The organism is Salmonella sp. SAL04202, assembly GCF_046550775.1.
Classification (GTDB): domain Bacteria; phylum Pseudomonadota; class Gammaproteobacteria; order Enterobacterales; family Enterobacteriaceae; genus Salmonella; species Salmonella enterica.
The window spans coordinates 1-20,708 of record NZ_JBGDXK010000007.1 but is presented as its reverse complement, the minus strand read 5'-3'; the positions used below and the strand labels follow the sequence as shown (position 1 = coordinate 20,708).

At 51.6% G+C, this 20,708-nt stretch carries 19 protein-coding genes; 11 read left to right on the top strand and 8 right to left on the bottom strand.

Annotated features, from left to right (window positions below):
* Position 1 precedes the first annotated feature (1 nt).
* The 3 genes from ACLJQJ_RS20920 to ACLJQJ_RS20910 are packed head-to-tail and all read left to right on the top strand — an operon-like array spanning position 2 to position 2,837.
* On the top strand, positions 2-1,243 hold the full coding sequence (locus ACLJQJ_RS20920) for an STM4012 family radical SAM protein (RefSeq protein WP_063809163.1): 1,242 nt from the start codon (positions 2-4) through the stop codon (positions 1,241-1,243).
* Positions 1,240-2,118, top strand: a complete 879-nt coding sequence (locus ACLJQJ_RS20915) for an STM4011 family radical SAM protein (protein ID WP_063809164.1) — start codon at positions 1,240-1,242, stop codon at positions 2,116-2,118. Before ACLJQJ_RS20920 ends, ACLJQJ_RS20915 begins: the two co-directional genes overlap by 4 nt.
* Positions 2,103-2,837 (top strand): Cof-type HAD-IIB family hydrolase, encoded by a 735-nt coding sequence (locus ACLJQJ_RS20910; RefSeq protein WP_063809165.1) that lies wholly within the window; start codon positions 2,103-2,105, stop codon positions 2,835-2,837. Before ACLJQJ_RS20915 ends, ACLJQJ_RS20910 begins: the two co-directional genes overlap by 16 nt.
* 53 nt (positions 2,838-2,890) lie before the next feature.
* Here ACLJQJ_RS20910 and typA read toward each other — a convergent pair whose 3' ends face one another.
* Positions 2,891-4,714: a ribosome-dependent GTPase TypA gene (typA, locus tag ACLJQJ_RS20905; RefSeq protein WP_000572060.1), complete on the bottom strand. Its 1,824-nt coding sequence runs from the start codon at positions 4,712-4,714 to the stop codon at positions 2,891-2,893.
* Positions 4,715-5,089: 375 nt separating this feature from the next.
* Here typA and glnA point away from each other — a divergent pair, with 375 nt between their 5' ends.
* The 4 genes from glnA to ACLJQJ_RS20885 all read left to right on the top strand — a co-directional run bounded on the left by glnA (position 5,090) and on the right by ACLJQJ_RS20885 (position 9,464).
* Entirely contained in the window at positions 5,090-6,499 is a 1,410-nt protein-coding gene (gene glnA, locus ACLJQJ_RS20900; RefSeq protein WP_001271699.1) for a glutamate--ammonia ligase, read from the top strand.
* A 274-nt stretch (positions 6,500-6,773) separates the two neighbouring features.
* Positions 6,774-7,823, top strand: coding sequence for a nitrogen regulation protein NR(II) (glnL, locus tag ACLJQJ_RS20895; RefSeq protein WP_000146194.1), 1,050 nt, complete (start codon positions 6,774-6,776; stop codon positions 7,821-7,823).
* Positions 7,824-7,831: 8 nt separating this feature from the next.
* The gene (glnG, locus tag ACLJQJ_RS20890; protein ID WP_001188782.1) at positions 7,832-9,241 is read left to right on the top strand and encodes a nitrogen regulation protein NR(I); all 1,410 of its coding nucleotides are present in this window, start codon (positions 7,832-7,834) and stop codon (positions 9,239-9,241) included.
* A gap of 112 nt (positions 9,242-9,353) precedes the next feature.
* Positions 9,354-9,464 carry a YshB family small membrane protein gene (locus tag ACLJQJ_RS20885; protein WP_001578131.1) on the top strand — a complete coding sequence of 37 codons (111 nt, stop codon included), beginning with the start codon at positions 9,354-9,356 and terminating at the stop codon, positions 9,462-9,464.
* Positions 9,465-9,553: 89 nt separating this feature from the next.
* Here the strand turns inward: ACLJQJ_RS20885 and hemN are convergent, their stop codons facing one another.
* The 3 genes from hemN to ACLJQJ_RS20870 form a co-directional block, all read right to left on the bottom strand.
* Positions 9,554-10,927 (bottom strand): oxygen-independent coproporphyrinogen III oxidase, encoded by a 1,374-nt coding sequence (gene hemN / locus ACLJQJ_RS20880; protein WP_000003520.1) that lies wholly within the window; start codon positions 10,925-10,927, stop codon positions 9,554-9,556.
* A gap of 188 nt (positions 10,928-11,115) precedes the next feature.
* Entirely contained in the window at positions 11,116-11,631 is a 516-nt protein-coding gene (gene yihI / locus ACLJQJ_RS20875; protein ID WP_000743292.1) for a Der GTPase-activating protein YihI, read from the bottom strand.
* Between the two features lie 118 nt (positions 11,632-11,749).
* Complete coding sequence (locus ACLJQJ_RS20870; RefSeq protein WP_001541209.1) at positions 11,750-11,974, bottom strand: hypothetical protein; 225 nt, start codon at positions 11,972-11,974, stop codon at positions 11,750-11,752.
* Positions 11,975-12,213: 239 nt separating this feature from the next.
* Between ACLJQJ_RS20870 and yihA the strand changes: the two genes are divergently transcribed.
* On the top strand, positions 12,214-12,846 hold the full coding sequence (gene yihA, locus ACLJQJ_RS20865; protein WP_000183327.1) for a ribosome biogenesis GTP-binding protein YihA/YsxC: 633 nt from the start codon (positions 12,214-12,216) through the stop codon (positions 12,844-12,846).
* A 334-nt stretch (positions 12,847-13,180) separates the two neighbouring features.
* On the opposite strand, the gene polA is transcribed toward yihA, so the two are convergent.
* Positions 13,181-15,967, bottom strand: coding sequence for a DNA polymerase I (polA, locus tag ACLJQJ_RS20860; protein ID WP_000249972.1), 2,787 nt, complete (start codon positions 15,965-15,967; stop codon positions 13,181-13,183).
* Between the two features lie 387 nt (positions 15,968-16,354).
* Here polA and ACLJQJ_RS20855 point away from each other — a divergent pair, with 387 nt between their 5' ends.
* Complete coding sequence (locus ACLJQJ_RS20855; RefSeq protein WP_063809167.1) at positions 16,355-17,263, top strand: acyltransferase; 909 nt, start codon at positions 16,355-16,357, stop codon at positions 17,261-17,263.
* A 12-nt stretch (positions 17,264-17,275) separates the two neighbouring features.
* On the opposite strand, the gene dsbA is transcribed toward ACLJQJ_RS20855, so the two are convergent.
* The 3 genes from dsbA to ACLJQJ_RS20840 form a co-directional block, all read right to left on the bottom strand.
* The gene (gene dsbA, locus ACLJQJ_RS20850) at positions 17,276-17,899 is read right to left on the bottom strand and encodes a thiol:disulfide interchange protein DsbA (RefSeq protein WP_000725364.1); all 624 of its coding nucleotides are present in this window, start codon (positions 17,897-17,899) and stop codon (positions 17,276-17,278) included.
* Between the two features lie 16 nt (positions 17,900-17,915).
* Entirely contained in the window at positions 17,916-18,902 is a 987-nt protein-coding gene (locus tag ACLJQJ_RS20845; RefSeq protein ID WP_000999264.1) for a serine/threonine protein kinase, read from the bottom strand.
* A gap of 76 nt (positions 18,903-18,978) precedes the next feature.
* On the bottom strand, positions 18,979-19,248 hold the full coding sequence (locus ACLJQJ_RS20840; protein WP_000649858.1) for a YihD family protein: 270 nt from the start codon (positions 19,246-19,248) through the stop codon (positions 18,979-18,981).
* Between the two features lie 69 nt (positions 19,249-19,317).
* Between ACLJQJ_RS20840 and mobA the strand changes: the two genes are divergently transcribed.
* Positions 19,318-19,902, top strand: a complete 585-nt coding sequence (gene mobA / locus ACLJQJ_RS20835; protein ID WP_061380398.1) for a molybdenum cofactor guanylyltransferase MobA — start codon at positions 19,318-19,320, stop codon at positions 19,900-19,902.
* Positions 19,899-20,414: a molybdopterin-guanine dinucleotide biosynthesis protein MobB gene (gene mobB / locus ACLJQJ_RS20830; protein WP_010989085.1), complete on the top strand. Its 516-nt coding sequence runs from the start codon at positions 19,899-19,901 to the stop codon at positions 20,412-20,414. Before mobA ends, mobB begins: the two co-directional genes overlap by 4 nt.
* Positions 20,415-20,708: the final 294 nt, after the last annotated feature.

Genomic DNA, 20,708 nt, shown 5'->3' with positions numbered 1-20,708 from the left:
TATGAATAACAATGATATTTATCGTCAGTATATGTACAGTTATCCGCATAAGACGGCTTATCGGGAGCTGGAGAACGTCAGCTTTAGCGAAGTAAAACCGCGCATTTACGAGCACGACACACATCTGTATGTTCATATGCCGTTTTGTCAAAGTCGCTGCGGGTTCTGTAATTTATTTACCTGCACTGGCGCAGATAATACGTTCATTGATAGCTATATCGACGCGATTATTACCCAGGGCCGACAAATGGCGCTGGTGCCCGTCCACTGGGCAAGCTTTACCGTAGGCGGCGGCACACCTCTGCTATTAAATATTGCGCAATTAGAAAAGTTATTTTTTTCCGTCTTTGATGTGCTCAATGTTGACTGGAATATTTATAAAACAATTGAAACTTCCCCTACGGATACCACAGCAGAAAAAGTAGCGCTATTAAACGCCTTTTCCGTTAATCGCGTCAGTATTGGCATACAAAGTTTTCATGATAGCGAGTTACATACGCTGCATCGCCGCCACAATGCCGCCAGCGCGCACCAGGCGCTGGAATGGCTAAAGGCAGGTCATTTTCCATCACTCAATATTGATATTATTTACGGCATTCCCGGCCAGACTCACGCAAGCCTGACGGAATCGTTACATCAGGCGCTCGTTTATCAACCGGAAGAGCTTTTTCTTTATCCGCTTTATAATATGCCTCGCCAGGAAAATATGCATAGCTACTACGTTTTAGCCCGCGATCTTTTACGCAACGCGGGCTATACCCAAACGTCCATGCGCCGTTTCGTCCTTAATCCAGCGCCATCCGCCGCGGCGGAAAGCTGCGGATTTGAAAACTCACTGGCGCTCGGAGCGGGCGGCAGAAGTTATCTTGGCAATCTGCATTACTGTTCGCCGTGGTCGTCGAACCTGCAGACATCACGAAAAATCATTCAGGCGTTTATCGACAGCCCGGATAAAACCGTCATTAATCACGGTTATCTGCTCCCCCCTGATGAAATGAAACGCCGCTTTATCATTAAAAATCTATTTTTCTGGCAGGGACTTTCTCTTAGCGATTATCAGCAATATTTTGCCAGCGATGCGCTAAGGGATTTCCCCGACCTGGAACGCTTTATACAGCAAGGCTACTGTTATCAGAATAGCAGTCGCCTCCGGCTAACGGAGACCGGTATGGCATTATCCGATTGCCTTGCTCCTGTGTTCGTTTCGCCTGAGGTGATGCTACGGGAGAATCGGCAGAGATGAGCGCCCCCGCCCTGCGCGATATTCACACGCTGTTTTATCGCGGCTATCTTAAATCGTGTAATTATCATTGCGGCTATTGCCCGTTCCATAAACACGCCCGTAACGATAAAAAACGCGACGAAGCCGCGCTATGGCGCATGGTTGACCATTTGCCTCTTTTAGGTACGCCGTTGAATGTGATGATTACGCCTTATGGCGAGGCGCTACGCTTGCGTTATTACATGGCGGCGTTGGCAGAAATTAGCCGCTATCCTCATGTTCAGGCGGTCGGCATACAAACTAACGCCTCTTTTTCGTTAATGTCATTGCTGGAATCATTTCGTGCTGGCGGCGGAGATATCTCAAAGCTTCGGTTATGGTGTTCTTTTCATCCCTCACAAATTACCGCTGAGCGCTTTCTCCAGCAGTGTTTAGCGCTCTCTGCCGCCGGAATAACCTGGTGCGCGGGGGCTGTCGCCAGTATGAAAGATATCGACCAGTTTCGTTGGCTACGCCAGCAGTTGCCTGACCAGAATTATTTTTGGTTTAACGCCAACGAGTGTGCCAATACCCGGCATACCGTTGAGGAAACCATCGCCTTCAGCGAACTCGATCCGCTGTATGTGATTGAAACGCAGCAGTGGCCAGCGCAGCTGGATATCTGTACCGCAGGAAGAAAAAGTATTTTTATGAATGCAGAAGGCGATCTTTTTGCTTGTCATATCAGCAAAATTAAAATGGGTAATTTATATCAGCAACGACTTAATTCTCCCGCCTGCCAGGCAAAACAATGCCACTGTTTTCTCGCTTATCAGCACCGTCTCGATATTCCATTGCTGAATCACCTGGATACCTCACGCTGTTTTAGGATCGGGCGCTCATGCGATATCGTTTAATCGCTTTTGATCTTGATGGAACGCTGCTAAACCGTAATAAACAAATTCTGCCAGAGTCGCTAACCGCTATCCGTCAGATGCAGGACATGGGCTGCCGAATAATGCTTGTCACCGGCCGCTCTCATCGTGAAGCCTATGCGTATTATCAAACGCTGGCGCTCACCGAACCGATGATCTGTTGTAACGGAAGTTATATTTATCAACCGGCTCAACAGCAGGTCCTTCACCCGCTGCCGCTGACGCACTTACAAACGGAAAAAATACTGGCGCGGGTATATCCGCTTAAACCGACAATTCGTGCTGATGATAAAATAATCTTTCAGGCTGATGAGCTAAGCAGTAGGGAGAATATTTGGCAAATCAGCGTCGTTCATCGGCACATAAAACAACTACAAAATATTGCTGAGTTTATACAGCATGAATTACAGCTAAGCTGTACCTGGTCCTGGCATCATCAACTGGATATTCTCCAGAAGGGGTGCAGCAAAGGGCAAAGCCTCGCCAGATATGCACAGCAACAGCATATCGCAATGCGCGAAGTGATGGCGTTTGGCGATAATGATAACGATGCGGAAATGCTACGTTTAGCCGGATTGGGCGTCGCGATGGGGAATGCCAGCGCTCGGGCAAAGATGTATGCGGATAGCGTCATTGGTCGGCATAATACGCCAGCGATTGCTGATTTTTTGGCAACCTTATCCCTTTCTCAACGTGAATAAAAAACCCCGCCGAGTTTTCATTTCGGCAGGGTTTTTATCCGTAAGAGCGTTAATTACTCTTCTTTCTGACCACGGTTCGCACGGCGGCGATCGTTTTCCGTCAGGTGACGTTTACGGATACGGATAGAGGTTGGGGTGACTTCTACCAGTTCGTCGTCATCAATGAACTCCAGCGCTTGCTCAAGGCTCATTTTAATTGGCGGAACCAGAATCACCGCTTCATCCGTACCAGACGCACGCATGTTGGTCAGTTTCTTACCGGTCAGGCAGTTTACCGTCAGGTCGTTGGAGCGACTGTGAATACCAATAATCTGGCCTTCATAAACTTCCGCGCCGTGACCCAGGAACAGCTTACCGCGATCCTGCAAACCGAACAGCGCAAACGCCACCGCTTTACCCTGACCGTTAGAGATCAGTACGCCGTTCTGACGCTGGCCCACTTCACCCGGACGAATATCGTCGTAATGGCTGAAGGTGGAGTACAGCAGACCCGTACCGGAAGTCATGGTCATGAATTCTGAACGGAAACCAATCAGCCCACGGCTTGGGATCACGTAGTCGAGACGTACGCGGCCTTTACCGTCCGGATTCATGTTTTTCAGGTCGCCCTTACGCTCGCCCAGCGCCTGCATGACAGACCCCTGGTGCTGCTCTTCGACGTCCAGCGTCACGTTTTCGTACGGCTCTTGTTTACGACCGTCGATTTCACGGAAGATAACTTTCGGACGGGAAACCGCCAGTTCGAAACCTTCACGACGCATGTTTTCAATCAGCACGGACAGGTGCAGTTCGCCACGACCGGATACACGGAACGCATCCGCATCTTCGGTTTCTTCAACGCGCAGCGCCACGTTATGCACCAGCTCTTTGTTCAGACGGTCAAGAATCTGACGAGAAGTCACAAACTTACCTTCTTTACCGCAGAACGGCGAGGTGTTAACGCAGAAGAACATAGACACGGTCGGCTCATCAACGGACAGCGCCGGCAGCGCTTCAACGTTCTGCGGGTCGCAGATGGTGTCGGAAATGTTCAGCTCGCCCAGACCGGTGATCGCAATAATATCGCCCGCTTCGGCGATATCGCTGTCGATACGCTCCAGACCCAGATGCGTCAGCACTTTACCTACTTTCGCGTTACGGGTTTTCCCTTCACTATCGATGATAGTGACCTGCTGGTTCGGCTTCACTTTGCCGCGTTTGATACGGCCAATGCCGATAACGCCAACGTAGTTGTTGTAGTCCAGCTGGGAGATCTGCATCTGCAACGGACCATCGAGGTCAACGTCCGGCGCCGGAACATGATCAATGATCGCCTGATACAGCGGGGTCATGTCTTCCGCCATATCTTCGTGGTCCAGACCCGCGATACCGTTCAGCGCCGAAGCGTAGATGATCGGGAAGTCCAGCTGTTCGTCGGTCGCGTCGAGGTTAACAAACAGGTCGAATACCTGGTCAACAACCCAGTCAGGGCGCGCGCCAGGACGGTCAACTTTGTTGATAACCACAATGGGTTTCAGGCCATGAGCAAAGGCTTTTTTGGTCACGAAGCGCGTTTGCGGCATCGGGCCGTCAAATGCGTCAACCACCAGCAGCACAGAGTCAACCATGGACATGACGCGCTCTACTTCACCACCGAAGTCAGCGTGCCCGGGAGTATCAACGATGTTGATACGGTAATCATTCCATTTAATAGCGGTGTTTTTAGCGAGGATAGTAATACCACGCTCTTTCTCCAAATCGTTGGAGTCCATCACTCGCTCTTGAGTTTCGGCACGCGCGTCGAACGTACCGGATTGCTGGAGCAGCTTATCAACCAGGGTAGTTTTACCATGGTCAACGTGCGCGATGATGGCGATGTTACGCAAATTTTCGATCACAACTTTGCCTCAGGCATTAGAAATAGCGCGTTATTGTACACGGATTAATCGCACTACAAAACAGGATCACAAACATCCTCCGCAAACAAGTATTGCAGAGTCTCTTTGTGATCGCTTTCACGGAGCGTTAAAAGGGTGGCTTGCGTTCTATTGCACCAATGTGGTGCTTAATGTTCACATTGAAGCACTATTTTGGTGCAACATAGTCACCGTGGTGCAGCCCTTTTGCACGATGGTGCGCATGATAACGCCTTTTGGGGGCAATGTGAAAGTTGGCACAGATTTCGCTTTATATTTTTACGGCGACACGGCCAGCAGAATTGAAGATCTCGTTACCACGACGACCGACCATGACCAATCCGGGAGAGTACAAGTATGTCCGCTGAACACGTTTTGACGATGCTGAACGAGCACGAAGTGAAGTTTGTCGATCTGCGCTTCACCGATACCAAAGGCAAAGAACAGCACGTCACGATTCCTGCTCATCAGGTAAATGCCGAATTCTTTGAAGAAGGCAAAATGTTTGACGGCTCCTCTATCGGCGGCTGGAAAGGCATTAACGAATCCGACATGGTGCTGATGCCCGATGCATCCACCGCAGTGATTGACCCGTTCTTCGCGGACTCTACCCTGATTATCCGTTGCGACATCCTGGAGCCTGGCACTCTGCAAGGTTATGACCGTGACCCACGTTCCATCGCAAAACGTGCGGAAGACTACCTGCGCGCGACCGGTATCGCCGATACCGTCCTGTTTGGGCCGGAACCTGAGTTCTTCCTGTTCGACGACATCCGCTTCGGCGCATCTATCTCCGGCTCACATGTGGCGATTGACGATATTGAAGGCGCCTGGAACTCCTCTACCAAATATGAAGGCGGCAACAAAGGCCATCGTCCGGGCGTGAAAGGCGGTTATTTCCCGGTTCCGCCAGTTGACTCCGCGCAGGATATCCGTTCTGAAATGTGTCTGGTCATGGAGCAGATGGGCCTGGTCGTTGAAGCGCACCACCACGAAGTAGCGACCGCAGGTCAGAACGAAGTGGCGACCCGCTTTAACACCATGACCAAAAAAGCCGACGAAATTCAGATTTACAAATATGTCGTGCATAACGTGGCTCACCGCTTCGGTAAGACCGCGACCTTTATGCCAAAACCAATGTTCGGCGATAACGGTTCCGGTATGCACTGCCACATGTCGCTGGCGAAGAACGGCACCAACCTGTTCTCTGGCGACAAATATGCCGGTCTGTCTGAGCAGGCGCTGTACTACATCGGCGGCGTCATCAAACACGCCAAAGCCATCAACGCCCTGGCGAACCCGACCACCAACTCCTACAAGCGTCTGGTCCCGGGTTACGAAGCGCCGGTGATGCTGGCCTACTCCGCCCGTAACCGTTCCGCCTCCATCCGTATTCCGGTGGTGGCGTCTCCGAAAGCGCGCCGTATCGAAGTTCGCTTCCCGGACCCGGCGGCTAACCCGTATCTGTGCTTTGCCGCCCTGCTGATGGCCGGTCTGGACGGGATTAAGAATAAGATTCACCCGGGCGAAGCCATGGACAAAAACCTGTATGACCTGCCGCCGGAAGAAGCGAAAGAGATCCCACAGGTAGCGGGTTCTCTGGAAGAAGCGCTGAACGCGCTGGACCTGGACCGCGAGTTCCTGAAAGCAGGCGGCGTGTTCACTGATGAAGCGATCGATGCGTATATTGCGCTGCGTCGCGAAGAAGATGACCGCGTGCGTATGACCCCGCACCCGGTAGAGTTTGAGCTGTACTACAGCGTTTAATCGTATATTAAAAATCCGACGAATTTCGCGTTGCTGCAAGGCGGCAACTGAGCACATGCCCAGGAGCATAGATAGCGATGTGACTGGGGTAAGCGAAAGCAGCCAACACAACAGCAGCGTGAAAGGCGTCAGGAGTTTTTGAGTTGCCGTGGAAACTTTCAGCCCATCCCAGGATGGGCTTTTTTCTCCACCAACAATCTGATCTCACGCGCTTTTTAGTGGTAAAAAGCTATAATGCACTAAAATGGTGCAACCTTTTCCAGGAGACTGCTGAATGGCAAGCGGCATACAGCCCGATGCTGGGCAGATCCTCAATTCGTTAATCAACAGCGTGCTGGTGGTCGACGACGCGCTGGCAATCCATTACGCCAATCCTGCCGCGCAGCAGTTGCTCGCGCAAAGCTCACGCAAACTGTTCGGGACGCCGTTACCTGAACTGTTGAGCTATTTTTCGTTAAACATTGACCTGATGCGCGAAAGTTTAGCGGCAGGGCAAGGCTTTACCGATAACGAAGTGACGCTGGTGATTGATAGTCGCTCGCATATTCTCTCTTTGACCGCCCAACGTCTGCCCGACGATTTTATACTGCTCGAAATGGCGCCGATGGATAACCAGCGTCGTCTGAGTCAGGAGCAGTTGCAGCACGCGCAGCAAATCGCCGCCCGCGATCTGGTGCGCGGTCTGGCGCACGAAATCAAAAATCCGCTCGGCGGCCTGCGCGGCGCGGCGCAGCTACTCAGCAAGGCGCTGCCCGACCCGGCGCTAACGGAATATACCAAAGTCATCATTGAACAGGCCGACAGGCTACGCAACCTTGTCGATCGTTTGCTGGGGCCGCAGCACCCGGGAATGCACATTACCGAGAGCATACATAAAGTCGCAGAGCGCGTGGTGGCGCTGGTGTCGATGGAACTGCCGGATAATGTCCGGCTTATCCGCGATTATGACCCCAGTCTGCCAGAACTGCCGCACGACCCGGAACAAATTGAGCAAGTACTGCTGAATATTGTCCGCAATGCCTTGCAGGCGCTGGGGCCGGAAGGCGGCGAAATTACGCTGCGTACCCGTACCGCCTTCCAGTTAACGCTGCATGGCGAACGCTATCGCCTGGCGGCGCGTATAGACGTTGAAGACAATGGGCCGGGCATTCCTCCCCATTTACAGGATACGCTGTTCTACCCGATGGTCAGCGGTCGCGAAGGCGGCACCGGGCTTGGGTTATCTATCGCCCGCAATCTTATCGATCAACACGCCGGCAAAATTGAATTTACCAGTTGGCCAGGGCATACCGAGTTTTCGGTTTACCTGCCGATTCGGAAATAGAGGTGTTTATGCAACGAGGAATAGTCTGGGTCGTCGATGATGATAGTTCCATCCGTTGGGTGCTTGAGCGTGCTCTCGCCGGGGCAGGGTTGACCTGTACCACCTTTGAGAATGGTAATGAAGTACTGGCTGCGCTGGCCAGTAAAACGCCGGACGTCTTGCTGTCGGATATCCGAATGCCGGGAATGGACGGGCTGGCGCTATTAAAGCAGATTAAACAGCGTCACCCGATGCTTCCGGTCATCATTATGACCGCGCATTCCGATTTAGATGCCGCCGTGAGCGCCTATCAGCAGGGGGCGTTTGATTATCTGCCTAAACCGTTTGATATTGATGAAGCCGTCGCTCTGGTCGAGCGCGCGATTAGCCACTATCAGGAGCAGCAGCAGCCGCGTAATATCGAGGTTAACGGCCCGACAACAGACATGATAGGCGAAGCGCCCGCCATGCAGGATGTGTTTCGCATTATTGGTCGGCTGTCGCGTTCTTCGATTAGCGTGCTGATTAACGGCGAATCAGGAACCGGGAAAGAACTGGTCGCCCATGCGCTACATCGCCATAGCCCACGCGCCAAAGCGCCGTTTATCGCGCTCAATATGGCGGCCATCCCGAAAGATTTGATTGAATCCGAACTGTTTGGCCATGAGAAAGGCGCTTTTACCGGGGCGAATACCATCCGGCAGGGCCGTTTCGAGCAGGCTGACGGCGGCACGCTGTTTCTGGACGAAATTGGCGATATGCCGCTGGATGTCCAGACTCGTCTGTTACGCGTGCTGGCTGACGGACAGTTCTACCGCGTGGGCGGGTACGCGCCGGTAAAAGTGGATGTGCGCATTATCGCCGCCACCCACCAGAACCTCGAACGACGCGTTCAGGAAGGGAAATTCCGCGAAGACCTGTTCCACCGCCTGAACGTGATTCGTATCCATCTTCCGCCGTTGCGTGAACGCCGTGAGGATATTCCGCGCCTGGCGCGCCATTTTTTGCAGGTCGCCGCCCGTGAATTAGGTGTGGAAGCCAAATTATTACATCCGGAAACCGAAACGGCGTTAACGCGCCTGGCATGGCCTGGTAACGTGCGTCAGTTAGAAAATACCTGCCGCTGGCTCACCGTCATGGCCGCCGGACAGGAGGTATTGATCCAGGATTTACCGGGCGAACTGTTTGAAGCCTCGGCGCCGGATAGCCCGTCCCACCTGCCGCCGGATAGCTGGGCTACATTACTGGCGCAATGGGCGGACCGCGCCTTGCGATCCGGTCATCAAAACCTGCTTTCTGAAGCGCAGCCAGAACTGGAGAGAACGCTACTGACCACGGCGTTACGCCATACGCAGGGTCATAAACAGGAAGCCGCCAGGCTGCTCGGTTGGGGGCGAAACACCCTAACGCGGAAGTTGAAAGAGCTGGGAATGGAGTAAACATTACCCGCGAGTGTAAAGATTAATAATTGAGCGCAAAACGCTGCTATTTTGCGCTTTACTGTTCCGATGAGTTCAGTATGATCATGCCCGGCAAACGGGGGGATTCATTATGTTAGAATCTATTATTAATCTGGTATCGAGTGGAGCGGTCGACAGCCACACGCCACAAACTGCGCTAGCCGCCGTGTTGTGTGCCGCGCTGGTGGGACTGTTCAGCTGACAATGTGCCGGATGGCGCTAATGCTTATCCGGCCTACAGGTTGTCGCAACGTGTAGGCCCGGTAAGCGCAGCGCCACCGGGCAACCCGGCTAAATGACGCGTGAGAACTGCTGCATCCGCGCTTTCTGGCGCAGATACGCGTCAAAGCACATGCAGATATTGCGGATCAGCAAACGACCTTTCGCCGTCACCTGAATTCCCTTCTCGCTAATATCCACCAGCCCATCTTTCGCCAGCGGCGACAGTAACTGCAAATCTTCGGCAAAATACTCAGCGAAATGCAAACCCCACTGCTGTTCGACAGCGTTAAAATCCAGGCGGAAGTTACAAATCAGCGCCTTGATAACATCGCGACGAATGCAATCATCACGGGTCAGCGTAATACCACGCCATAGCGCATTGCCCCGCTCATCCACTTGCTGGTAATAACGCTTCAGCTCTTTCTGGTTCTGCATGTAGCCATCGCCAATCATGCTGATAGCAGAAACCCCCATCCCCAGCAGATCGGTATCGCCCTGGGTCGTATAGCCCTGAAAATTACGGTGCAGCACGCCTTCGCGCTGCGCGACGGCCAGTTCGTCGTCCGGACGGGCAAAATGGTCCATCCCGATAAACTGATAACCGGCCTGAGTAAGCGATACGATCGTCTCCTGCAAAATATCCAGTTTCTGCTGCGCGCTGGGTAAATCGGCATCTTTAATTTTACGCTGCGCGGCAAAAAGCGTTGGCAGATGCGCATAGTTAAAGACGCTCAAACGATCGGGGTTCAGTTCCGTCACACGCTTCAGCGTGAAAGCGAAGCTTTCCGGCGTCTGTTTCGGTAGACCGTAGATCAAATCGATATTGGTCGAGGTAAAGCCGATATCGCGGGCGTGATTAAGCAACGCAAAGATGAATTCTTCATCCTGCTCGCGGTTAACCAGGCGCTGCACCTCTTTATTAAAGTCCTGCACGCCCATACTCAGGCGGTTAAAACCTTCCGCACGTAAATGATCGAGCACATCCAGCTCAATTTCACGGGGATCGACTTCGATCGAGATTTCCGCGTCGGTATTAAAGTGGAAATTTTCACGCAACAGCGTCATTAAGCGGCTGATTTGCGCTTTATTCAGGTAAGTAGGCGTACCGCCGCCCCAGTGAAGCTGGCTGACATGACGGTCTGCAAACAGCGGCGCGCGATGGCGAATTTCCTGCTCAAGCGCGTCAAGATACTGGTCGGCTTTATGCTGTTGGCGGGTGACAATCTTGTTGCAGCCGCAGAAATAACACAACTTGTGACAAAACGGGATATGCACATACAGCGAGAGCGGACGTTCAGGATAACGCGCCACAGCCTGCAAGAATGCGGCGTCCTCGAAGTCTTCAGAAAACTCCAGCGCGGTTGGGTACGAGGTATATCGTGGCCCGGAATAGTTATATTTCTGGATCAGGGCCAGATCCCAGTCTATTTGCTGTTCAGACATGCTCACTCCTTCCGATGGCGTCTCTGGCGGGTACGGCGTACCGGCTTCACGCCATGACGGGCGGCAAGCCGGCTGCGCAGCCATTTCTGTCGCCGCGACAATCGCTGTAGTTTAACGAATAACCACACCAGATAACATATAACCGGAAGGGTTATAAGCAGGACGGGCAAGCCCACGGTGTAAACCCGTTAGTTGCCGCCTCTTAGCAGGCGCATCATATCTTCCTGCTTCTCGTCCTCTTCGTCGTCTTCTTCGTCGTCATCGTAAGACAGACCAAGCTTCTGCATCAGTTCATCAATACGATCCAGTTTGGCATCTACCCAGGCTTGATCTTCCGCACTCAGGGTTTCGCCCGCTTCCAGACGTTCTAACAGCGCATCCAGGCGCTCATCCGTTTCCAGTAAATCCAACTCCGCCTGCGGTGAAAGCATAGGTTTCTCACTTTTCGGTTTATGCTGTTGGGTCACTTTTTCAGTCACGCCCAATGGAACAGGTGTTTTACTGCCAATACGTGGATCTTTTTGTTGATTCTGATTGCCGCCGCCCGAAGCGGAATTGCCGCCCGCCGCGCGACTTCCCGGCGCATGACCGCGATGTTTTTTCAGGCGTTTACGGTCGCGCGCCTCCTGGTTTAACTCTTCACGCGTTTTACGACGCTGTTTGCCAAAGGCTTTACTGCGCGGTGCAGAGGTTGGTTTTTTCATGATGTCAGATCTTTAAGCCGTTTTATTCAGTATAGAATTGAGGCGGAATCTAGCAGAAAGCAAGCAAAGAAAAAAGGCGACAGAGTAATCTGCCGCCTTTTTTCTTGACTCACGACCCTTAACGGGTTCCACCATCCCTGTTGGCTATCAACACGCCCTGTTTTTCCCTTAGCCTGGAACATTCCATGTTGTTTCCATTTCCTTTTACTAACGTCTCCGGACGTTTGTCTTCCTGACAATCCTGTGTCTTCGCCTCCTGGCGCTCCTGACCCTCATCCTGAGTCGTTGATCCTGTTAGCGTCCTCGCTATGTGCATTACTTTACTCTTTTGGGGTAAACTCACAAGATACCGACACGGCAAATCCCTTTTTTTCAGACAATTACCTTTCTATAAATTCATGATTTAACTATATTAACTGGCTTTGAGCCTGACAACGACTCTGTCATGTCGCATAAGTGCAATGGTCAATGTCTCACAAAGCGTATGGCTTTTACTTACAGCTCCGCCGCGCCGAAAAATCCGTCTTTTGCTGGCGTTCAGGTATAATCGCCACAATGCTTTGACTGACGGAGACGACCGCTTTGACTAACCTGAATTATCAACAGACGCATTTTGTGATGAGTGCGCCTGATATTCGCCATTTACCTTCCGATTGCGGAATTGAAGTGGCTTTTGCTGGCCGTTCCAATGCAGGCAAATCCAGCGCCCTGAACACGTTGACCAACCAAAAAAGCCTGGCGCGCACCTCTAAAACGCCGGGCCGTACCCAATTGATTAACCTGTTTGAAGTCGTAGATGGCAAACGGTTGGTCGACCTGCCGGGCTATGGCTACGCGGAAGTCCCGGAAGAGATGAAACGCAAGTGGCAACGCGCGCTGGGGGAATATCTGGAGAAACGTCAAAGCCTACAGGGCTTAGTCGTTTTAATGGATATCCGCCATCCGTTGAAAGACCTCGACCAACAGATGATCCAGTGGGCTGTAGAGAGCAATATCCAGGTTCTGGTTCTGCTGACCAAAGCGGACAAACTGGCCAGCGGCGCGCGCAAGGCGCAGTTGAATATGGTACGTGAAGCCGTGTTGGCTTTTAATGGCGATGTGCAGGTAGAAGCGTTTTCCTCGCTGAAAAAGCAGGGCGTGGATAAGTTACGTCAGAAGCTGGATAGCTGGTTTAGTGAACTGGCACCGGTCGAAGAAATTCAGGACGGGGAATAATCACCCGCTATGCCGGATGGCGCCGCTGCGCGTCTTATCCGGCCTACGGTGTGAGCGAAACTTTTCTTGCGCACAATAAAAAACGCCCCAGTCATAAACTGACTGGGGCGGCTAAAATATTCAGCCAAATCCGATTACGTGAAGTAAAAGGTCTGAAAGATAGAACATCTTACCTCTGTACCCTACGTGAATAACTTTACTCTTTTTTGAGCAACACAGAAAGACCTTTTCGTAATTTTTTTTCATTCTTTACATAGGGAATTCTAATACCCATCACAAAACCCCCGTGCTTATGTTGCTTAATTACGAAAAAAGCGCGTTATTCCTTAAATGCTTAGTGCGCTTGATCCCAATTTTCTCCGCTACCGACTTCCACCAGCAACGGCACATCAATACGCGTGCAGTTTTCCATCAACTGATGGATACGTTTTGCTACCGCATCTAAGTCGTCTTTATGCACCTCGAACACTAATTCATCGTGTACCTGCATAATCATCCGCACGCGCGGCTGCTCGGCCTGTAGCCAGGCATCGACGGCAATCATGGCGCGCTTGATGATATCGGCAGCCGTTCCTTGCATGGGAGCATTGATCGCTGCGCGTTCCGCCCCCGCGCGCCGCGCCGCGTTGCTGGATTTAATATCCGGCAGGTAAAGGCGGCGTCCCTCCAGCGTTTCCACATAGCCTTGTTCTTTTGCCTGAGCGCGGGTGCGCTCCATATATTCCAGCACGCCAGGATAGCGTTCGAAGTAGAGATCCATATACTTCTGCGCCTCTTTACGCGGAATATTAAGCTGGCGAGAAAGACCGAAGGCGCTCATCCCGTAAATCAGGCCAAAGTTAATGGCTTTCGCACTTCGGCGCTGTTCCCCGGTCACGCTATCCAGCGGCAAGCCAAAGACTTCCGCCGCCGTTGCACGGTGAATATCTTTCCCTTCGGCGAACGCCGTGAGCAGCCCTTTATCACGGGAAAGATGCGCCATAATACGCAGCTCAATCTGTGAATAGTCCGCAGACACGATGAGATAATCCTCAGGCGCAATAAATGCCTGACGAATGCGGCGGCCTTCTTCATTGCGCACCGGAATATTTTGCAGGTTCGGATCGGTGGACGATAAACGTCCCGTCGCCGTTACCGCCTGATGATAGGACGTATGGACGCGCCCGGTTTTCGGGTTAATCATCAGCGGCAGCTTATCGGTATAGGTGGATTTTAGCTTCGCCAGACCACGATACTCCAGAATCACTTTCGGCAGCGGATAGTCCAGCGCCAGCTCTTCCAGCACCTCTTCCGACGTTGACGGCGCGCCGCCAGGCGTTTTCTTCAGCGGCTTAATACCCTGCTTTTCAAACAGGATGGTCTGCAACTGCTTCGTCGAGGACAGGTTGAACGCCTCGCCCGCAATGTCATGCGCTTTCTTTTCCAGTTCCGCCAGACGTAGCGTGATTTCTTCCGAATGTTTGTGCAGGACGGCAGGATCGATTTTTACGCCATTGCGCTCAACGCGTGACAGTACAGGCACCAACGGCATTTCGATGTTTTCGAAAACATTCAGCGGGCCTTTGTGCTGCTGGAGCTCAGGCCACATTTTGAGATGCAACTGTAACGTGACATCCGCATCTTCTGCCGCATAGCGCCCCGCTTCCTCCAGTGCGATCTGGTTAAAGGTGAGCTGGTTTTTACCTTTACCGGCAATGTCTTCAAAGGTGATAGTTTTGTGCTTCAGCCAACGATCGGACAAACTGTCCATATCATGGCGTCCGGCGACGCTGTTCAGAATGTAAGACTCAAGCATGGTATCGAAGGCGATACCGCGCAGCTCAATACCGTAATTTTGCAAGACGCCGCGATCGTACTTGAGGTTTTGCCCCACTTTGCGCACTTTTTCATCTTCCAGCAGCGGCTTCAGCAGTTCCAGAGCACGCTGGCGGGAGATTTGATCCGGAGCGTCCAGATAATCATGCGCGACAGGTACATACGCGGCAACGCCAGGTTCGATAGCAAACGAGAGGCCCACCAGGTTGGCGGCGATATTATCCAGACTGTCGGTCTCCGTGTCGAAAGCAAAAACTGGCGCTTTTTTCAGCTTTTCAATCCAGCTTTCCAGCGTAACGTCGTCCAGAATCGTGACATAATTTTCATAAGAGAGCGCCGCTGCCGGTTCGCTGGGCGATTCATCAATAACGACCGTTTCCTGCGGTTTGGCCGCCGGTTTCGCGCCCTTTGCCTGTAGCCACTTGCCTGACTCAACGTCCGCCGTCCAGCGCTTAAACTCATATTTTTTAAACAGGCCCAGCAGTTCATCCGCAATCGGCTGCTGCACTTCAAGCTGTTCGCAGGTCAGCTCCAGCTCAACATCCGTTTTAATGGTGGCGAGTTTATAAGACAGGTACGCTACGTCTTTATTCTGCGCTAATTTACCGGCCATCGTTTTGGCGCCGCGGAAAGTGAGACCGGCAATTTTTTCCGGCTCGGCGTACAGCGTATCCAGGCCGCCCAATCCCTGAAGCAAGGCTTGCGCCGTCTTCTCACCCACGCCTGGTACGCCTGGAATATTATCCGAGGAGTCCCCCATCAGCGCCAGAAAGTCGATAATCAGCTCAGGCGGCACGCCATACTTATTAACGACTTCATCCGGGCCGAGGATGGTGTTAGTCATGGTGTTGATCAGCGTAATATTCGGCGTCACCAACTGTGCCATATCTTTATCGCCGGTGCTGATTAATACCGGACGCCCCACCTTCTCCGCTTCTCGCGCCAGTGTACCGATAACGTCATCCGCTTCTACGCCAGAGACCGCCAGCAGAGGTAACCCCATGGCTTTAACCATGGCATGTAACGGCTCTATTTGCGCACGCAGATCATCCGGCATCGGAGGACGATGCGATTTGTAATGTTCAAAGAGCTCATCACGGAAGGTTTTTCCTTTGGCGTCAAACACCACCGCAGCATGCGTCGGCTGATACTGCATGATCAGGCTGCGCAACATGTTGAGGACACCATACATTGCGCCCGTAGGTTCTCCCGCGCTGTTGGTTAACGGCGGAAACGCATGATAGGCGCGATAGAGATAGGATGAGCCATCTACGAGAATAAGTGGGTTTTCTGGGATCTGAACCATAATGTCCGTGCCTGTTTAACAGATTATGGTTAAAGGATGCCACATACAGGAGGAAAACTTGAGTTTTTCGCCGCATTTGCGGAAAAGTTTTGTCGATCTTCAGGATCGCTCGCAAAACAACCTGTGGATAACTTTGTGTGTAAATTCTTACCATTACTTTAAAATCAGCGCGATAGCCTTCTCATCTTAATAATTAACCATTATTTTCAATGAGTTGTTAACATCACGTTTTTCTGATTATCTGATTCATGCCGTTATCATAATGTGGATAGTTGTTACGAGTGTTTCTATTTCACTCAGCGCCATCATTAGCATCGTTTTCTGATAGAATCAGCCTCTTGCGCCCTTTTCGCGCACCGTTTATGGCTAACTTTTGAATAATTTATTATGACGAGAATACTCGCGGCTATCACGCTCCCATTGAGTATCGTATTGACCATCCTGGTCACTATTGTTTGCTCAGTACCGATCATCGTTGCCGGTATGGTAAAGCTTCTTTTGCCTGTTCCCGGTATCTGGCGCAAGGTCTCCATTTTCTGCAATTTCATGATGTATTGCTGGTGTGCTGGTCTTGCAGCGCTGTTACGCCTTAATCCGCACTTGCAATGGGATGTAGAAGGGTTAGAAGGGCTGAGAAAGAAAAATTGGTATTTACTGATTTGTAATCATCGCAGCTGGGCCGATATCGTTGTGCTTTGCGTTCTGTTCCGCAAGCATATCCCAATGAATAAGTACTTTCTTAAACAGCAATTGGCCTGGGTGCCGTTCATCGGCCTGGCGTGCTGGGCATTAGATATGCCGTTTATGAAGCGCTACTCCCGTAGCTACCTGCTCCGACACCCCGATCGACGCGGCAAAGATGTTGAAACAACTCGTCGCTCTTGCGAAAAGTTTCGTCGGTATCCTACCACTATCGTTAACTTTGTTGAAGGCTCGCGATTTACGCATGAGAAACGTCAGCAAACGCATTCACCTTATCAACATCTGTTGCCGCCAAAAGCAGCCGGTATTGCAATGGCGATTAATGTTTTAGGCTCACAGTTCGATAAGCTGCTTAATATTACGTTGTGTTACCCAAACAACGATCGCCACCCTTTCTACGATATGCTAAGCGGTAGGCTGACGCGTATTGTTGTTCGGGTGCAACTGGAACCCATAAATGAAGAACTGCACGGCGATTACGTGAACGACAAAACATTCAAACGCCGTTTTCAACGTTGGCTTAATACGCTGTGGGATAAGAAAGATATACAGATAGAAGAGATTAAAACATCTTATAAAAACGCCGGTCAGTGACCGGCGTTCTTTTTATTTTTTATCAACCAAATATTTCACAGTATCAGCATACTGCTGAACAAAAACATCCATGCTGCTGGTATCCATGCCTTGTGGGTTAATCTGGTATTTGCCATTGACGAACATCGCCGGAACGCCCTGCAGTTGCAGGTCAGCCGCGGCTTTCTCCTGTTGCGCAACCAGTGATTTCACCACGAAGCTGTTCCATGCCGCATCGTAATCTTCGCCTTTGACGCCCGCATCAACGAACACTTTACGGATATCCGCGGCAGATTGTACTGTCTGGGTTTTCTGTACGGCTTCAAACAGCGGGACCGTGACTTTATCTTCTACACCCAACGCCATCGCCACCGCCCATGCCTGGGTGAGCTCCTTGCCCAACGGCCCCAGGAACTCAACGTGGTACTTGGTCATTTTGGTGCCTTCCGGCAGCTTTTTCTTCACATTGTCAGACACATGAAGCACTTCTTCAAACTGATAACAATGTGGGCAGTAGAAGGAGAAAAACTCCAGTACCTGGGGTTCGCCAGCGACCGGTTTATCCAGCGTGATATACTGTTTACCGTCGCTGATCTGTGCTGCCGAGGCGCTAAAAGCTAAAACCATACCAGCCAGCGCCAGCCAAATCTTTTTCATGATCAACTCTCTCCGATTAATACATTGGCGTTAATTGTAAAGGGGGTTCGTGCAAAATTTTAGTCTGCTCAATAAAAGTCGTTGTCTGTCGCTGCCAGTAATCTTCCCCTGTTAACCAGGGAAAGTTTTTTGGAAACGCAGGATCGCCCCAACGACGAATCAACCAGGCAAGATAATAAACTAAACGCATGGCGCGTAAAGGTTCAATGAGACCAATTTCAGCCGTATCGAACTCACTAACTTCTTCATAAGCTTCAATAATGGTTTCAAGCTGCATTCGCTGTTCGGCTTTGTCGCCGTTCAGCAGCATCCATAAATCCTGTATCGCCGGACCGTTACGGGCATCATCTAAATCGACAAACAGCGGTCCATCACGCCATAGAATGTTGCCGGCATGACAATCGCCGTGCAATCGCAGCGTGGCGAAATCGGTGCGCCAGCATTCGGTAACTGCAGACAGTAGAGTATCAGTGGCTTTCAGGAAAGCCGCTTTTTGCCCGGAGGGAATCAGTGCGGCATCTTCGAATACCTGGCGAGGTTCAAAAAGATACTCTGCAAGCCCAATGTCAGGCCGGAAAGTGAAAGGACGTTTTCGCCCCGTCTGATGCAATCGGCCAAGATAACGCCCTACCGCCTCCATCTGATCGATATTGTCTGCTTCAAACTGACGACCGCCTACGCTGGGGAAAATGGCATAATGATAGCCCTGATGCGCTAACAGTGTCTGGCCATTAAACGCGAGCGGAGCAGCAACCGGAACCTCATCCTTCACCAGTTCAAGCGCGAATTGGTGTTCTTCCCGAATTTGATCAACAGACCAGCGTTCAGGTCGATAAAACTTAACGACAAAACGTCGACGGTCTTCATCCTGAAACTGATAGACGCGGTTTTCATAACTGTTTAGTGGAGTCAGCCCGGAATCCACCCTGATCCCCTGTTCAAACAGCGCATCCATGATGGTTTCCGGGTGTAGCGTCTGGAAAGTAAAAGCGTTGTCGTTCATCCCATCATCCGGAAAATACTACGAATGATTCAGGATATCATTTCGTGGCGATTTCGGTGGCGCCGCTTACAAGGTTTTACTCTTTAATAACGCCGCGGGCGCGTAAAAGCGCCGTTTTAAAGTCCTCTTCATAGTCTTTTTGAATCCCTGGAATGGCGGCGTCTTTGGCGGAATCGCGCATTTTCAGATGGTAGATCAGGATATCATCAGTTAAATCTTCCAGTTTGCCGTCAAAACCTGACTCTTTCGCCAGTTTCTGCAAAAATTGCGTCAGATTAAGATCAGGCTCTTTCTGCCAGGCTGGCTGGAGGAGTTCAATGACTTCATTCAGGCGTTTACATTTCATAGCTGTGCTCCTTATTCTTGATACAGACACGGTAGCAGGGTCAATCCCACAATAAAAGAGGCGATATCGGTGAATCTGGATGAAGTAATAACCGGCGTGGTGCTGGCAGGCGGTAAAGCCCGACGGATGGGAGGTGTGGATAAAGGTCTGCTTGAACTGAACGGTAAACCGCTCTGGCGGCACGTTGCCGATGCGCTCGCGCCGCAACTGGCTACGGTCGTCATTAGTGCTAATCGCCATCTGGATATCTACCAGGCCAGCGGCCTGAAAGTCATTCCGGATTCAATCGCTGACTTTCCCGGTCCTCTGGCGGGTATGCTTTCCGTTTTTCAGCAGGTAGCAGGCGACTGGTTTCTGTTTTGCCCCTGTGACAATCCCTGTATCCCCCACACCCTGGTCGATCGTTTAGCAACGCAGCGTCATGGCGCACCCGTGGTTTGGGTTCATGATGGAGAGCGCGATCATCCAACGATCGCGTTGATTAATCGTGCCGTTGAGCCCCAGTTGACAGCTTATTTGCAAGCAGGCGAGCGGCGGGTAATGATTTTTATGCGCCAGGTAGGCGGACACGCCGTTGATTTCAGTGATTGTAAAGAGGCATTTGTGAACGTCAACACGCCGGAGGAACTCGCGCAATGGCAAAAGAGACCATGATACCGCTACTCGCCATTGCCGCGTGGAGCGGCACGGGAAAAACAACACTGCTGAAAAAACTGATCCCAGCACTTTGTGCGCACGGTATTCGGCCAGGGCTGATTAAGCATACCCATCATGATATGGATGTTGATAAACCGGGTAAAGATAGCTACGAATTACGTAAGGCCGGGGCGGCACAAACGCTGGTTGCCAGTCAGCAGCGCTGGGCGTTAATGACTGAAACGCCGGGGCAAGAAGAGTTGGATCTGGCATGGCTGGTGAGCCGGATGGATGCATCAAAGCTGGATATGGTGCTGGTAGAAGGGTTTAAACACGAGGCAGTTGCGAAGATCTTACTTTTTCGTCAGGGATGTGGGCACAGCGAGGAAGAATTAATTCTTGATGAGCATGTTATTGCGGTTGCCAGTGATATTCCACTTGCCGTAGCGGTACCCGTTTTGGATCTTAATGATGTATCGCAGATTTCTGCCTTCATTTTGCGGTGGTTAGAGAAAGCACGTTCCTTGTAGGCCGAATAAGGCGGAGCCGCCATCCGGCGGTGCCGGTTGCCTGATGGCGCTGCGCTTATCAGGCCTACGGTTTTACAGTTACCGCACACGCAAAAAAGCCCGTCCAGACGGACGGGCTTCTTCACTAAATTGATGCCTGGCAGTTTATGGCGGGCGTCCTGCCCGCCGCCCTCCGGGCCGTTGCTGCGCAACGAGTGCTCACCGACAGACCACAGATAAAACAAAAGGCCCTGTCTTCCGACAGGGCCCTTCGTTTTATTTGATGCCTGGCAGTTCCCTACTCTCGCATGGGGA